Annotated in this window: 12 protein-coding genes; 1 reads left to right on the top strand and 11 read right to left on the bottom strand. The window is 47.2% G+C overall.

The window, feature by feature from the left end; genetic code table 11:
• Window positions 1-46 precede the first annotated feature (46 nt).
• From JOE49_RS03650 to JOE49_RS03700, 11 genes are all read right to left on the bottom strand, one after another.
• Window positions 47-2,179 (bottom strand): molybdopterin-containing oxidoreductase family protein, encoded by a 2,133-nt coding sequence (locus JOE49_RS03650; protein WP_209940574.1) that lies wholly within the window; start codon window positions 2,177-2,179, stop codon window positions 47-49.
• Window positions 2,180-2,552: 373 nt separating this feature from the next.
• Window positions 2,553-3,386 carry a formate/nitrite transporter family protein gene (locus JOE49_RS03655; RefSeq protein WP_023990747.1) on the bottom strand — a complete coding sequence of 278 codons (834 nt, stop codon included), beginning with the start codon at window positions 3,384-3,386 and terminating at the stop codon, window positions 2,553-2,555.
• 387 nt (window positions 3,387-3,773) lie between these two features.
• Window positions 3,774-5,135: an FAD-dependent oxidoreductase gene (locus JOE49_RS03660; protein WP_013312369.1), complete on the bottom strand. Its 1,362-nt coding sequence runs from the start codon at window positions 5,133-5,135 to the stop codon at window positions 3,774-3,776.
• Between the two features lie 391 nt (window positions 5,136-5,526).
• Window positions 5,527-6,003 carry a glutathione peroxidase gene (locus JOE49_RS03665; RefSeq protein ID WP_023990749.1) on the bottom strand — a complete coding sequence of 159 codons (477 nt, stop codon included), beginning with the start codon at window positions 6,001-6,003 and terminating at the stop codon, window positions 5,527-5,529.
• 87 nt (window positions 6,004-6,090) lie between these two features.
• A complete protein-coding gene (locus JOE49_RS03670; RefSeq protein WP_209940575.1) occupies window positions 6,091-6,894 on the bottom strand; it encodes a hypothetical protein in 804 nt (267 codons plus the stop codon).
• A gap of 12 nt (window positions 6,895-6,906) precedes the next feature.
• A complete protein-coding gene (locus JOE49_RS03675; protein WP_209940576.1) occupies window positions 6,907-7,800 on the bottom strand; it encodes an ABC transporter ATP-binding protein in 894 nt (297 codons plus the stop codon).
• 237 nt (window positions 7,801-8,037) lie between these two features.
• Entirely contained in the window at window positions 8,038-9,051 is a 1,014-nt protein-coding gene (locus JOE49_RS03680; protein ID WP_209940577.1) for an LLM class flavin-dependent oxidoreductase, read from the bottom strand.
• A gap of 104 nt (window positions 9,052-9,155) precedes the next feature.
• Window positions 9,156-10,319 carry an AI-2E family transporter gene (locus JOE49_RS03685; protein WP_023990752.1) on the bottom strand — a complete coding sequence of 388 codons (1,164 nt, stop codon included), beginning with the start codon at window positions 10,317-10,319 and terminating at the stop codon, window positions 9,156-9,158.
• A gap of 151 nt (window positions 10,320-10,470) precedes the next feature.
• Window positions 10,471-11,484: an LCP family protein gene (locus JOE49_RS03690; RefSeq protein ID WP_209940578.1), complete on the bottom strand. Its 1,014-nt coding sequence runs from the start codon at window positions 11,482-11,484 to the stop codon at window positions 10,471-10,473.
• Between the two features lie 91 nt (window positions 11,485-11,575).
• Complete coding sequence (locus JOE49_RS03695; RefSeq protein ID WP_023990753.1) at window positions 11,576-12,478, bottom strand: cation diffusion facilitator family transporter; 903 nt, start codon at window positions 12,476-12,478, stop codon at window positions 11,576-11,578.
• A gap of 209 nt (window positions 12,479-12,687) precedes the next feature.
• Entirely contained in the window at window positions 12,688-14,337 is a 1,650-nt protein-coding gene (locus tag JOE49_RS03700) for a DEAD/DEAH box helicase (RefSeq protein ID WP_209940579.1), read from the bottom strand.
• Window positions 14,338-14,687: 350 nt separating this feature from the next.
• On the opposite strand from JOE49_RS03700, the gene JOE49_RS03705 reads away from it, so the two are divergent.
• The gene (locus JOE49_RS03705; RefSeq protein WP_245248548.1) at window positions 14,688-15,296 is read left to right on the top strand and encodes a hypothetical protein; all 609 of its coding nucleotides are present in this window, start codon (window positions 14,688-14,690) and stop codon (window positions 15,294-15,296) included.
• Window positions 15,297-15,322 lie beyond the last annotated feature (26 nt).

The following is a 15,322-nucleotide window of genomic DNA, read 5'->3' on the forward strand; positions in this document are numbered from 1 at the left end:
GTCTTTTGTTTCTCCTTTTGCATCTGACGCCATAAATGGCATTATCTCATTGGCGCTTCACATTCACCACCGTTGAGAAGAAAGTAGCCCCCTGTCCCATATCCGACAGCCGATCAGAGGTTAACACATTGACACGCTGTCTGCGTCCTTTGCCTTCCCACCATAATCCCTGGCTAATCACTGTACCGGGCAGCATCAGATCGGTGACTTTGGCTTTCAGCTCATACGTCCCCCGATCATTCCATACGGTAACCGGTTCCCCATCCGCGATGCCTCTTGTCTGAGCATCCTCCGGGTGAATTTGTAGCAAGGGCTCCCGCTCTAGCCGCTGATGCTTGGGCAAGTTAGCGAAAGTAGAATTCAGAAAATTATGGTTTGGCGGTGAAATAAACATTAATGGAAACCGCTCGTCCGCTTGCGGTCGATGCTCTCCATCATACCCTTCAATCAGCGGCACATATGAAGGCATCGCGGGCAGACCTGCTTGTTTCATTTTTTTCGAATACAACTCAATCTTGCCTGAAGGCGTGGTTAGACGATCCAAATAAGTAGCCTTTGGCGACATATCGAGCTTTACAAAAGGTGACTCTTTTAAGGCTTCCAAGGTTACACCGTTGAGATAAGGGTTCGTTGGATTATCAAGCGCGCCTGCGATCATGTCCGCTTCACTTTCCGTAAAGGCAGCTTCGTCAAAGCCCATAGCCCGTCCGAGCAGGCTAAACAGCTCATAATTGCTTTTGCTTTCCCCGAGTGGAGCAATGACGGGTTCCTGCATCTGGACATAGTGATGCCAGTAGGATTTATATAGGTCCGTACCCTCAAAGGAAGACGCTGCAGGCAGCACAATATCGGCATAACGGGCCGTATCCGTAAGAAACAGGTCATGTACGACTGTGAACAAATCCTCTCGTTCAAATCCTTCAGTCACCCGTTCCGAATCGGGAGCTACAACTACCGGGTTACTGCAGTATACAAATAACGCCTTAATCCGCTGTTCCTTCTGTAGCAGCGCTTCTCCGATCCGGTTCATGTTGATCACCCGGGCATCCGGGTTCTGTCGCAGATCAGGACGCGCCAGATTGGCGCCGTTAAATTTGCCATAAGCGCCATTAGAGCGTGACGCTCCCCCGCCGTGCTTTAGCCATTGTCCAGTGAGCGCAGGCAAGCATGTAACCGCACGTACGTTCATACCGCCATTATCATGATGCTGAAGCCCATTACCTATATTGATATACGCTGCTCGCGCAGTTCCGTACATTTCCGCTAAACGGATAATATCTGCTTCCGGCACGCCGGTAATCCGCGAAACTCGCTCTGGTGTATACGTCTTAACATGCTCGCGCAGTTCCTCATGGCCTACCGTGTAGCGATGTAAAAATTCGTCGTCCGTCAGTCCCTGAGCGAACAGCACATTCATAACACCCAGCGCGAGCGCCGTATCCGTCCCCGGATATAACGGAATGAACCAATCCGCCCATTGCGCCGTCCGGTTGCGATGAACGTCAATAACGACCACCTTAGCACCCTTTTTACGTGCCTTCTCAGCCAAAACGACCTGATGCATGTTGGTGCTAATGACATTTCCACCCCACACAATAATGAGGTCTGCATCCTCCGTGTCCTCCGGGCTGGTGCCGCCCTTAAAGCCCATAACGGATGCCCAGCCTTCATTCCCAGCCACGCTGCAAATCGTCTGATCCAGTTGGCTTGAACCCAGCGCATTAAAAAATCGGCGATCCATTCCATCCACACTCAATACGCCCATATTGCCATAAAAGCTGTAGGGGAGAATAGATTCCGATCCGTCCGTACGTATCAGCTCCTTGAATCGACCTGTAATGGTATCGACCGCTTCCTCCCAGCTAATTCGTTCAAACTTCCCTTCTCCTTTGGGGCCTATACGTTTCAACGGATAGAGCACCCGATCAGGATCATATACCCGCTCCGTCATATTGCGAACTTTGTTACAAATAGCGCCTTTGGTAATAGGATGATCCGGGTTCCCAGTGACCTTGACTATCTTTCCATTTTCCTTGTGAAGCAGGAGCCCACACGTATCCGGGCAATCTAACGGGCATACAGCCGGAAAAATACCGTCCTGCTGCTCCGTCATCCGCTGTCCCCTTTGTAAGTCTTGTTGAAGCGTGGCCTCAGGAGGCGCGCTATTGCGATGATCCATAGTGTTGATGCTCCTTTCCGTTACCGTTTCCAAAAATTACACTGATCTTATCATATCCACAGCTTTGACCTATGGCAAGAGAAGGATTTTCCCACACAGCCGCTAGTCCAAAATATTAAAAAATCCGTCTGCTGCATAGAGCAAAACGGATTTTTTTAAGAATCATATTTTTTTCGACATCCTGTTTCATCATATCTTACCGAGGGTAAAAGAGATCAAGGCATTATGGGACGAGAGCACACTCATCCTCCATGCCAAATCATGGACCACTCCCAAAAAAAATCCGCCATGACAGGTTTCGTTCCCCCGGGCCTGTCATGGCGGATTTGCTTTGTTCATTGCTGTTTAAAGTGCCGTAATTAAGCAGGATCACTCAACGGATTTGATGTGCAACCGAAGAAGTGGTTGGAGATTCATTCACTGGATGTGCGTTGGCTTGAGGCTTTTTTAAATAGGCCAACCAGTAGGCTCCAGCCACAAACAGGCTACCTCCTACCAAATTCCCCAGCCAGACCGGAATGAAGTTCATAACATAATCTGCCCATGAAAAGTGGCCTGCAAAAATAGCCGCCGGAATGAGAAACATATTGGCAACAACGTGCTGAAATCCAATAGCGACAAAGGCCATGGTCGGGAACCAAATCCCCATAATTTTGCCGCCAATTGAGTCTGTGCTATAAGCCAGCCATACAGCCAGTGCTACGAGCCAGTTACATCCTATACCCGATATAAAAGACTGCAAAAAGCTTTCATGTAGCTTATGTCCTGCCATATCCACCACTTTGTCCAGGTAAGGGCCCGTTTCTGTCAAACCCAGCACATGGCCAAAGAAAAATGCAACGAATAACGCACCCGCAAAATTACTGAGCGTAATAATCGCCAAATTACGAAGCATGGCCCCTGTCTTAATCCGTCCTGCCCATCTCGCCAAAGGAACCGCCATCATATTGCCGGTCAGCAATTCTCCGCCGGCGATCAAAACTAATACCAGACCTACAGGGAACACCGCAGCTCCAATAAAGGTAGCAATGCTTCCCCATTCTTTAGGCGCACTTGCAATAACACGTATATCCAGCAAAAACCCGAGTGCAATAAATGCACCTGCCAAAAATCCCAGTACCACCGCCACAGTCCACGGGTTGTTCGCCTTGGCCACTCCTGTTTCCACCGTCTTTTCGGCAATTTGCCCCGGTTTATAGCTCGCCATATGTCCCCGCTCCTTTAATATCTTTTCACTAAAATGTTCTTCTTTCATATTTTATTTAAAATCAGTGATTATGTTTGTGAAAAAAATCACTTTATCGAACATTAAAAAACAGCCCTTGGAAAAAGGACTGTCTTTTCTGTATTATTACATCTACTGCGCTACTACGCACTTTACATTTAGTTATATTCTTCCTTTTCAACTGCTCTCAAGAACCAAATAACTCCACCGAGGCCTACCAGCGCCACGACTACAAGAAAAAGGATATAAAACAAATCCATAAGCTACTTACCCCCTAATCCTTATGCTACTCTATATTGTACTATAAGGATTCGTCCATACGTCTCAGATTGTTGACAAACTTATGAACAATGTCACAGACAAACCGAATTATACGGTAACTGGGTTCCGTTCGGATATTGTAGGCAATGCTTGTAAACCTGCTGCGTTCAGGAAATTCCAAGGCTTGTTATAATGTGGCTGGAAGAAGAAATCGACAAAGGCCAACTGGTCAATGGTCATATGATTTTGAATGGCTACGGATAGCGTGTTAATGGATTGCGTCAAATCCACCTTCGACATAATTTGTGCCCCCAAAATTCTCCGTGTCTCCTGCTCATATACCACTTTCAGTAATACCTTTTCGGAGGTTGGCATAAATTCAGGCCGGTAGCTGTCCTCAATGGTTACAGCTTCTACAGTCATGCCTTCGTCCGTTGCCGCCGCTTCCGTCATGCCTGTTCCTGCAATATTGTCTTCGTAAATTTTGATACCCGAAGTTCCTTGGGTTCCCATGTAGGCAATGGTTGGTTGTACCAGATTACGTGCTACCAGCGTACCCATACGAACTGCGTTGGTTGCCAAAGGGATATAAGCCGTTTTGCCTGTCGGATTATAGCGGATTGCACAACTGTCACCTGCTGCAAACACATCCGGGCAGCTACTTTGCATATAGTTATCCACAATGATCGCACCGTTAGGCAACATATCTACCTGACCTTTGAGCAGATCCGTTTGAGGTCGGAAACCGATGCAGAGAATAACAAGCTCTGTTTCATATTCTCCTTTAGAGGTCACGACTTTACTTACCTTACCGTTCGTACCCTCAAAACGACTCACCGTCTCGCCAAGTACCAGCTTAATGCCATGCTCCTTCAGGGAACTTTCAATCCGGTCTGTATACTCATGGTCCAAATACTTATTCAATATACGATCAGCACTGTCGATCAATGTTACATTTTTACCGTTCATTTGGAACGCTTCTACCAGTTCAACACCAATGTATCCTGCTCCGACGACTGTAATGTTCTGTACGTGCTGGGCTTTCTCAATGATATCATTCGAATGATTATAGTTTTTACAGAGCAAAATATGATCAAGTTCAATGCCTTCCAGCTTCGGAATAATGGGCCATGATCCTGTAGTCACAATTAATTTATCAAATGTGTCTGTAAATTCTTCACCTGTTTGGAGATTACGTGCATGCAGCGTCTTGCCTGCCGTATCCACACTCGTTACCTCATGAAGCATCTTGGTCTCTACACCCAAGTCAGCCAGTTGATCTGGAGACGAATAAAACAGTCCGTGCGGATCTTTGACGACACCACCTACGTACAGCGCAATACCACAAGATAAGAATGAAATATTATCATTACGCTCATAAACGGTAATTTCGGCATCTGGATAACATTTAGCTGTATTGACGATAGCTGCCGTGCCTGCGTGTGTACATCCGATAACTGCTACTTTCATGTTAAATTCCTCCTTGGTGTGTGGGCATAAAATGTATAATAATTGTGAATAGTTTCACGTAAACAGCTCGTTAGCGTTTGTGATTTATTTCACTTCATGCGCTTATTATAGTGTGATATTTTTCACATTACAATAGCTTTTTAAGATATTCACAATTTGTCCACATTTAAAAAAGAAAGGATATACGAGTTCAGTCGTTTGCTGAAATGTTTCTTTGCTCCATCCAGTTTTCCCTGTAAGCCCCCTGATTATGCCCTTGGAATCGACCTTCACATGATGCAATACACCTTAGACAAATGCATATGTAGAGAACAAAAAAGGTCCGTTTCCCGGAGACATTCCGGAAATCAGACCCTTTTTAAACATATACGTTGGAATTAAAGCGAAGCTACTATAGCAATTGCTCAATAGCTGCTTTCATCGCTTCTGGTGACTCCTTCGGTTCAAAACGACCCACAGGTACACCTTCACGATTCACAATGAATTTCGTGAAATTCCACTGAATTGTCCCATCTTCCTGTTCTCCAGGCTGTTGCTTTTTTAAATATTCAAACAGAGGCGCTGTATCAGGTCCGTTGACGTCCACTTTGGCGAATATCGGGAAACTAACCCCATAATTCAATTGGCAAAATTCAGCCGCTTCCTCGCTGCTGCCCGGCTCCTGACCGCCAAATTGGTTGCAAGGAAATCCTAATACAACTAATCCCCGATCCTTATATTCGTCATAAAGCTTTTGCAAATCCCCATATTGCGGGGTAAGTCCACATTTACTGGCGGTATTCGCAATAACCAGCACCTTACCGGTGTAAGTATCCAGAGAAACCTCCTGATTCGCTGGTGTTACGGCATTATGTGAATAGACAGACATACAGCATCCTCCTTCGTGTCGCTTGGTTTAGGTTACATAACCTATTTTAACCAAAACGTGACGGACATGCCAACATCCACAGTGACTTTACCGTGATGCCATCACTTCGAGTCTGCGTTCTTCGCGTTCGGAAGCGGACATTTTTGGGCAAGCATAACAATACCGCTGGCCTCCACCTGTCTTGTAATATTGGCAACAGGACGGTTTCATGTAGGTATTTTCACCGGGGCGGTAAGGATTGTCCAATTCAATGAGACGAACCGTAAACGGATTTCTTTTACGCCCGAATACCTCTCCCTCCAGCTCACGTGTCACATACATATAATCTTGTTCAAAGCGCTCCACATCCTGAAGATCAGTCAACGATGGCTGTACTCTATCCTTAAAATACAGCAATGTCAACGGAAACTGTCCCCACATTTGCCCAATAGATGCGCTCCCCACTGCAGCTATTGCCTCCAATATGGGCCGCATCTGCAAACTGTAAAAGTCACGTAACACTTGCTGAGCCTGTTCGGAAGAATGGTCATCCCCATTGTTCCGCGTATTGTCCAGCTCTGTTAGGTCGATGACCTGGAGGCTAATAGAGGGATATTGACCTTCATAACAAATATGAAATCTGAGATTAGAAACGGACAGATCCAAACGGCGTTCACACAGTGACACCATAAAATGCTGTGCAAACACGAGACCACGCAACTGGTTCACAAAATAAACGGCTGCGGTTAAATCGTCTTCAGCACGCAGAAGATCGCCGTAATACTCCATCACAGAGCGGATTTTCTCTGGTTCAAGCCATTCGGCCACTGGGCCGGAATATACTGCATCCTCCGGCGTGACTCTCACTATTTTCGCTAATTGCTCAAGCTGATTGTAATCCAGTGGTCTCATGGTATGTCCCCTTTAACCTCTTGCCGCTACTTGTGGTCTGGTATCACGTCGCTCGGCAACAGAACCCACGGGTTGCTTCTCTTCCACATTCATTTCCTTTACTGCTTGGCTTACCGCTGGCTGTCCAGCCAAAGCATATGGAAGACAGAGCGGTACACCCGTACGAGGATCTGTTACAATATCCGCCTCAATCCCGAACACCTCGCGCAGCACATCAGGAGACATAACCTCAGTTGGAGTTCCTACCGCCTCGGCCTTCCCTTTTTTGATCGCAATCATATGCTGAGCATACCGGGCCGCATGGTTCAAATCATGTACGACCATAACAATGGTGCGCTCCGCCGAAGTATTCAGATACTCTAGCAAATGCAGCACTTCCAGTTGATGCGCCATATCTAAAAATGTCGTCGGCTCATCCAGAAACAAAATATCCGTATCCTGCGCAAGCGCCATAGCAATCCAAGCACGCTGACGCTGACCGCCAGAAAGCTGATCAATCGGACGATCGTGGAACTCGCTCATTCCCGTTACTTGAATGGCCCACTCTACCATTTTGCGATCTTCCGCTTTCATGGAGCCAAAGCCTTTTTGATAGGGAAAACGTCCGTAAGATACCAGTTCCGTCACGGTTAATCCTTCCGGTGCAGTCGGATTTTGTGGCAAAATAGCCAGCTGTTTAGCTACTTCCCGGGTGGATTGCTTATGAATGGATTTACCGTCAAGCAGAACACTGCCGCCCTTAGGATTCATGATGCGAGCCATCGTCTTCAGAATGGTGGACTTGCCAGAACCATTTGCGCCCACCAAGGCTGTGATTTTCCCTTGCGGTATTTCTACGTTCAGATCTTCTACAATCAATCGATCTTCATAAGCAATATCCAGATTTGCCGTTTTCAGACGAAACATTTGGAATCATCCCTTTCCCTTATCCAATATATATAGTCACGGGCTTAACGCACGACTTTCATCAAAACTTCATTCTATCTTTATATAATAAAGATATTGATAATCATTATCAAGTGTTAACTGGTTTATTTCCTATATCATACAGTGCATATCATCCAATATTCCCTCAAAAAATTCAAAAAAAGATCACAGCTCCTCGAAGCTGTGATCTTTTAAATCCGGCGAATCGCATTATGACTATACAGAAGACAGTCCAAATGCTTCAGCCATGAGACGTATAGATTTCATTTTGGCATCAAAGTCGTGAATAATGCTCGCAACCATGATCTCCTGTGCATTATAGTCCTTACTTAATTGCTCAATCTGACGCTTCACCTGTTCGGGCGAACCGACCACCATACGTTTGCGATTCTCACGAATACGCATCCGGTCAAACGGCGTATACGGATACGCCAGTGCCTTTTCGACGGAAGGTGTTCCAGCGGAGCGCATTCCCTGCTCTAATAGTACAAGAGACAAGTCCATACTGGAAGCCAACCGATTCGCCTCCTCTTCGGTGTCCGCACAGATCGCAAATACGGCAACAAGCGAACGCGGTTGGTCACTATGCTGGGAAGGCTGGAAGCTTTCCTGGTATTCCTTCATAGCCCCTGTGCCACCTTCACCGTTAATGAACTGCGCAAACGCAAAGCCCACGCCACGCTCGGCTGCCAGAGCTGCGCTATCACCGCTGGAGCCGAGCAACCACATTTCCGGTACAGTTTCTATGAGCGGCATCGCCTGTAGCGAACCGAAACGGTGATCATTGCCTGTGCTGTCATGTAAATAAGCTAACAGGTCATCCAACTGCTCAGGGTATAGATCTACGCCACCTCGCATTTTGCCTTCTTGCAGAGCTCTGGTAGCAATGGGCATTCCTCCAGGCGCTCGTCCCAGACCCAGATCAATGCGTCCCGGATACAACCCCTCCAGCACACGAAAGTTTTCCGCTACTTTATAAGCGCTGTAATGAGGCAGCATCACACCACCCGACCCCACTCGAATGGTTGAAGTCCGGGCGGCCAGATGTGAAATCAGTACCTCCGGACTGGACCCTGCAAGATTTGCGGCAGAATGATGCTCTGATACCCAAAAGCGATGATAACCCAAGCGTTCCGCCTCTATAGCAAGCTCAGCGGTCTTTTGTAATGCCTGCGCATGCGTCATGCCTTCCGATACCGGAGATTGGTCAAGAATGCTGAGTTTTATCATAAAAGTCTGACCTTTCTATTTTGGAATAAGGATAGGCATTAATTATAGCACGCGTAGCCACAGTTACCCAAGAGGGGGCCATATCAATTTTATAGTGGAAAATTTTATTTCTCGTAAAGACTTGCGTTCTCTTTATCCGCCTCATAGAGATGCGAACGCTTTTTAAAGAAACTGTACAGATGTGTAACAATTACTTTCAAGACAGCATATCCCGGAACCGCCAGTACAATTCCCACCACACCAAACAAATTGCCTGCCGTCAGAATAACGAAGATAATCGTGATCGGATGTACTCGAAGAGATTTGCCCATAATTTGTGGAGAAATAAATTTACCCTCAATGAGCTGTACGACTGTCCATACGATAACCATCTTGAGCAGCATAATCGGTGAGGTGACCAAGGCTACAATTAACGCAGGTGTAATGGCAATAACGGGACCTAAGTAGGGGACAACGCTCGTAAAGGATGCAATGACTGCAAGCGTCAGAGAGTAGTCTAATCCAATGATTAGATAACCAATATACAACAGCGCCCCAATACAGAAGCTGACAATAATCTGCCCACGAATATAGGAACTGACCTGATGGTTCATTTCAGTCATAATGCGATCTGTTTCTTTACGAAACATAGGCGGGAGCATTTTCAGGATAAACTGTGGCAGCTTGTGTCCATCTTTTAGCAAGTAGAACAGAATAAATGGAACCGTGGCAATCGCAAGTACCGTTTCTGTAACCACGCCCAAGAAGCTGCCCACGCCCGTCCATGCATTATTAATAAAGCTAGATAACTTTTCAGAAGCTTTGGAGGCCAGCTCAGATGGATTAATTTGAATGGTGTTCTGGAACTGGTTTACAAAATCGCTGCCGATCAGTTTCTCGAATTGTCGTTGTACTTGCTCGCTATAGGCAGGGAAATTTTGGATGAGCCCCTGTATTTGATCACGGATTACAGGTACCACCGATGTAACCACAATCGCAATAACCCCTATAATGAGCAAAAACAGTACAATAATGGAGTATATTCGTTTCACCTTATTACGCTCCAGTACATCAACCAACGGATTGAACAGATAGTACAACACGCCGGATAAAATGACAGGGAGAATTATCGTTTTCAGCAGCACCATGACAGGTGTGAATATGTATGAAATTTTGGTAAGCACCAAGATATTCAAGCCGATCAGCAGCAGTACCAGCAGGAATAACACAAACTTGTTGTTCAGAAAAAACTTCTTGAATCGGTCTTTCCATGCCGGAGTTATTTCCACACCACATTCCCCTTCTCTTTACACAATTGAGTATACGTTCTTCATAGATACGATATATTTTTGGAACAAAATATACAAGGTTATACCCAAATAAACACAAAAGCAAACAAAGTTGTACGTCATCGTACGAACTTCGCTTGCTTTCGAAGGGTTATGGAGTATCATTTATCGTGGTTGCAGCATCCACCGTCGTGGTCACAAGTTTGTTCTCCTGTTCAAAAAGATTCTGTATGAAGCGCTTGAGCTTTCTTTCGTCCACACCCAACACCTGCGCACCCTTAATGGTTTCCCCGCGTACCAATTCATTTGGTGGGATTTGCTGCTTCGCTACTGTTGTTGCATCGATATTAAAGCCCAATGAAGCCAATTGCAGCATTTCCGTAGTACTGAGATTCGTTTCAATATAAGGAGAAATGCTATTTAAAATACTTGGCAGTTTGATTAGAGATGAGGTTGACTGAATTTTACCGCCAAGCTCGGTAATGAATTTGCGTTGCCGCTCCGTACGCGTAAAATCGGAAGTCGCATCATGACGGAAGCGTACATATTGCAAGGCTGTTTTACCGTCCATGTGCTGCATTCCCTTTTTCAAATCAATATCAAACTGGTGTTTATCTGCCTTGGAGGTATAGTGCATATCTTTTTCGACATCCAGGTCAATACCACCCACAGAATCAACCAACGCAATAAAGCCATTAAAATCAGTATATACATAATATTGAATCGGTATCCCCAACAGGTCGCTCACGGTCTGTCTGGTCAAATCCGGTCCACCGTAGGAAAAAGCAGCATTCAATCGACTTTGCCCATGACCTGGGATATTGACGTACGTATCACGAAGAATCGACATAAGTGTAGCCTTTTTCGTAACCGGATCAATAGAAGCAACCATAACGGAGTCAGAACGCCCTGAATCCTCTCCACGGGAGTCGCCGCCTAGCAGCAGAATATTCACTCTTTCTGTCCCATCCCATTCTGGTGGGAGCGATACCTCTACAGGTTGTACATTGGTTTGAGTTTGTGCCTGCGGTTTGAATTTCGAATCCTGTCCGGAAGCAACCGAAATTTGGTTCGTAAAATGATATATAGAATACGTATAATATCCGCCCACTAAAAGAACAGCCGCAGTCACAGAAATGCCTAACCATTTTAAAAATTTTCGCATATTTTCGGGTAACCTCGCTTTTATTCATCATCGTTCGGCTTTTAAAAGCATACCCTCCCTGCAAGTTATCTGTCAATTCGCGTCGTCTGTTCTAGTGGTCGTCTGGATACCATGGATTCAAATGGACAAGCACCTCATAAACCCGCGGTTCCTGCTTCATGACAGCCCCCTTAATCAGTCGGATAATATCGTGTCCCTGCTGAATCGTCAAAGAGGCATCTACTGAAGCGCGGATATCCACGATAATATAATGGCCGTGCTCACGGGCACGGATACGATCAATACGTTGAACCTCAGCTACACTCAGTGCGGCTGCGGCGTAGCTTTCAATTTCCTCCGTGGCAATCGCTTTTTCCATAAGCACATCTATGGATTCACGGCCCATTTCCCACGCTAATTTCAGAACTAGCAATGCCACTACGAATCCCGCAATAGGGTCACCGTAGGATAAGATTGAAATGCTCCAGTGCTCCCCAATCAGCCCCAAACCGATACCCAGTACAGCAGCCCCAGAGGCGTACACATCAGCGAGATGATCTTTTGCCGTTGCGATAAGACCCTGACTATTGGCCGCTCTCCCGATACGAATCGTGTAGATATACAACCACTGTTTCCAGAGCAAGGAAATAATGGCGGCCACCAATGCCAGTATATGCTCCTGTGGCATCGGTTCGAACAGTGCTGCAATCGAATGATAGCCGATAAATATGCCCGCTCCAAACAATATGACCGCCACCACGCTTGCACCGATCACTTCTGCTTTGCCGTGACCATAAGGATGATCCTCATCCGGCGGCTGGCTGGATATGCGCATCGCTCCCAGTGCCGTTGCAGAGGCAATCACGTCCCCGGCATTATGCACACCATCGGCCACCAGCACCTTGCTGTTGAACATAAGTCCTGTAATAATTTTAATGCCGGTTAATAGGATGTTGCTAATCAGGCTGATCCATGCTGAGACCATGGCGCGCTTGCCCATATCCTGTTCCTGCATGATGTATAACCCCTCCAAATTTATCTTTTGAAAAATGTATCCTGAACGCTGATCATTTATTTCAAGGTAGCTCCGCTGCTCATGTCATCTTATGGTGCTGCTCCTTCAAGCGGTATGGGTGAAGATTACAATAGCCCCGGAAGATGAGCCTCCCCGGGGCTATTATGATAACCATAGTGGAGTATTCTATGAGAATACTCCTGTTTTATCTATCTGGACCGTCCGCGACGGCCGCCTTGTCCTTGACCACCACGCGGGCCGCCTTTGGCTTGTCCACCGCGGCCACCTTGGCCTCCACGTGCAGAACCACTGCTGCTGCGGTCATATCCGCCACGCTCGCTGCTTTGCCCTGCCGAGCGGCCTTGGCCTCCGCGTGCGGAACCGCCGCTACTGCGGTCATATCCGCCACGCTCGCTGCTTTGTCCTGCCGAGCGGCCTTGACCTCCGCGTGCGGAACCGCCGCTGCTGCGGTCATACCCGCCACGCTCGCTGCTTTGTCCTGCCGAGCGGCCTTGGCCTCCGCGTGCAGAACCACTGCTGCTGCGGTCATATCCGCCACGCTCGCTGCTGCCGCGGCTAGAACGACGTTCGCCGCCTGTGGCATCACGACGGCCCGCCTGTTCGCGGCCGCTGCCCCGGCGTCCGCCGCCGGAGTCGTTGCCGCCGTAGGAACGGCGGTCGTTTCTGCCCGAACGGCGTTCTCGACCCTGTCGATCAGCCGTATCGGAAGCAGGTCTACGCTGTCCGCCGCCCTCACTGCTGGTGAATGTGACACCAGCAACTTTCTGGATGTTCCGAAGCTCTGGAACATCTCTTGGCGTAGCGAGCGTCACTGCCACGCCTTTGCCTCCGGCACGGCCGGTACGCCCGATGCGGTGGATGTAGCTTTCGGCATCCTGTGGCATGTCATAGTTAAAGACATGCGTGACGCCTTCTACATCCAGGCCGCGCGCAGCTACATCAGTCGCTACGAGCAATTGGAGTTTCGCTTCACGGAACGCCTTCATCACTTGCTCCCGCTTGTTCTGGGACAAATCTCCGTGAAGCTCACCGCTCTCAAAGCCCATCTCTTGCAGCTCTTCGTTCAGTTTGGCAGCCCGGCGCTTCGTACGGCAGAAAATAACAGCCAAGTACGGGCGATCCGTATTCAGCATATCCACCAATGCCTGTTGCTTACCACGGTCTGTTGTTTGCACAACGACCTGACGGATTTGGCTCACCGGAACGGAAGAAGCGGATTTCACTTTGACATCTACGGGTTCGTTCATATATACACGAGCCAGCTTGCGAATACCGGCTGGCATCGTAGCGGAAAACAGCATCGTCTGTCTCCGGTAAGGAACCTCCTGAAGAATCGTCTCCACATCGTTCAAAAAGCCCATGTGTAACATTTGGTCGGCTTCGTCCAGGACCAGCATTTTAATGCCACCCAAATCCAGCGTGCCACGTCTCAGGTGATCCAGCAGTCGCCCAGGTGTACCAATAATCAGTTGTGCGCCGCCTTTCAGTTTACGAAGCTGACGCTCTACGTCCTGTCCTCCATAAACAGCCAGTAAAGACAAACTTGGCTCCGTCGCAGCCAATATGTTGGCTTCCTCTGTAATTTGGAGCGCCAATTCACGCGTAGGTGCAATCACGAGCGCCTGCGGGTGTCGCTTATCCAAATTCAGCTTTTGTAGAATCGGCAGTAAGAACGCAATCGTCTTCCCGGTTCCCGTATGTGCCTCGGCGATAACATCCTGACCTTCCATCAACAGTGGAATCGACTCCTGCTGTACAGGAGTTGGGGATGAAATTCCCTGTTCTTTCAAGGCTTCTACCCAATGCTGCTCTACGCCTAATGCTGCAAAATTCTTCAAGTGGTATTCACTTCCCTTATCTGTATTCAATATGTGTCACGTAAAATAGGTTCATGTGCCATATGACATCTATCGTTCCATAGTTCAGAATTCCCATTTTTGTATCGGTTCTCATTCTACCCTTTTCAGGAAGGGAGCTTATCCGTTATCGTTGAATCTGTTCATGTAACCAACATACGGCCGCAATGCGGCTCAGGCCCGTTCCATCTATGACTTTCCTAGTATACGCGAAGTTGAACTGGTTTCCAAACGATTTTAATGAACAGCACCACAGTCAATGTAAAAGGTGAATTCGATCTTCATGTCATATATTATGGTATATGAATTGGTAATTCATGAATAAAGGATGGATGCTTGTGGTTAACAACCTGCATTATAATTTCATAATGACCGGTTCCTTGTCGGAGAAGCACACTTTGTTTGCCGAAGAGTGCTTTACTAACCTGTTCGATTGTTTTGAAACGCTCCTGAATATATCAGGAATCCGCAATACCCGTGTGTCAGTCTATCAAGCCGGGGCTAAAAAGGCCAAACACGGTAAGATTCGCTGGGACAAGCAGGAGTTGCTTCGTATTGTTACCGATGATGAATTGATTCCGCTGATGCTAGCTATCGAGGCTCCCAGTATCAAATCATCCTATAACAAAGGGACAACGCCGGAACTGTACATTCTTTTGTCCAATGACCCCCTGTGCCAATCTTCTAATCATTGCGGCATGCTCGTTTCAATCCGTCAGGACGTTTATGAAAGTATCGACCAAGCAATCGTCGAAGACGTTATGATGAAGCTGAGCCAGTGGTTAAAGGCAAACAAGCTGCTACACAGCTCGCGTAACTTTTATGCTGGCAGTAAAGCACACGCTATTATGGATATTCTTCCATTTATGCTCGAACAGGATACCCCGGATATGAAGTATGTTTTTCAATCGTGGACTCCGTTCCCTTTACCACACACTTAAACAATCCGTCATACTATTAACCCCAG

This window comes from Paenibacillus sp. PvR133 (assembly GCF_017833155.1).
In the GTDB taxonomy this organism is placed as follows: Bacteria; Bacillota; Bacilli; order Paenibacillales; family Paenibacillaceae; genus Paenibacillus; species Paenibacillus polymyxa_B.

Coding starts and splice junctions, on each gene's coding strand:
- JOE49_RS03650 (WP_209940574.1), bottom strand. CDS start 2,179: ATGGATCATCGCAATAGCGCGCCTCCTGAGGCCACGCTTCAACAAGAC.
- JOE49_RS03655 (WP_023990747.1), bottom strand. CDS start 3,386: ATGGCGAGCTATAAACCGGGGCAAATTGCCGAAAAGACGGTGGAAACA.
- JOE49_RS03660 (WP_013312369.1), bottom strand. CDS start 5,135: ATGAAAGTAGCAGTTATCGGATGTACACACGCAGGCACGGCAGCTATC.
- JOE49_RS03665 (WP_023990749.1), bottom strand. CDS start 6,003: ATGTCTGTCTATTCACATAATGCCGTAACACCAGCGAATCAGGAGGTT.
- JOE49_RS03670 (WP_209940575.1), bottom strand. CDS start 6,894: ATGAGACCACTGGATTACAATCAGCTTGAGCAATTAGCGAAAATAGTG.
- JOE49_RS03675 (WP_209940576.1), bottom strand. CDS start 7,800: ATGTTTCGTCTGAAAACGGCAAATCTGGATATTGCTTATGAAGATCGA.
- JOE49_RS03680 (WP_209940577.1), bottom strand. CDS start 9,051: ATGATAAAACTCAGCATTCTTGACCAATCTCCGGTATCGGAAGGCATG.
- JOE49_RS03690 (WP_209940578.1), bottom strand. CDS start 11,484: ATGCGAAAATTTTTAAAATGGTTAGGCATTTCTGTGACTGCGGCTGTT.
- JOE49_RS03695 (WP_023990753.1), bottom strand. CDS start 12,478: ATGCAGGAACAGGATATGGGCAAGCGCGCCATGGTCTCAGCATGGATC.
- JOE49_RS03705 (WP_245248548.1), top strand. CDS start 14,688: ATGCTTGTGGTTAACAACCTGCATTATAATTTCATAATGACCGGTTCC.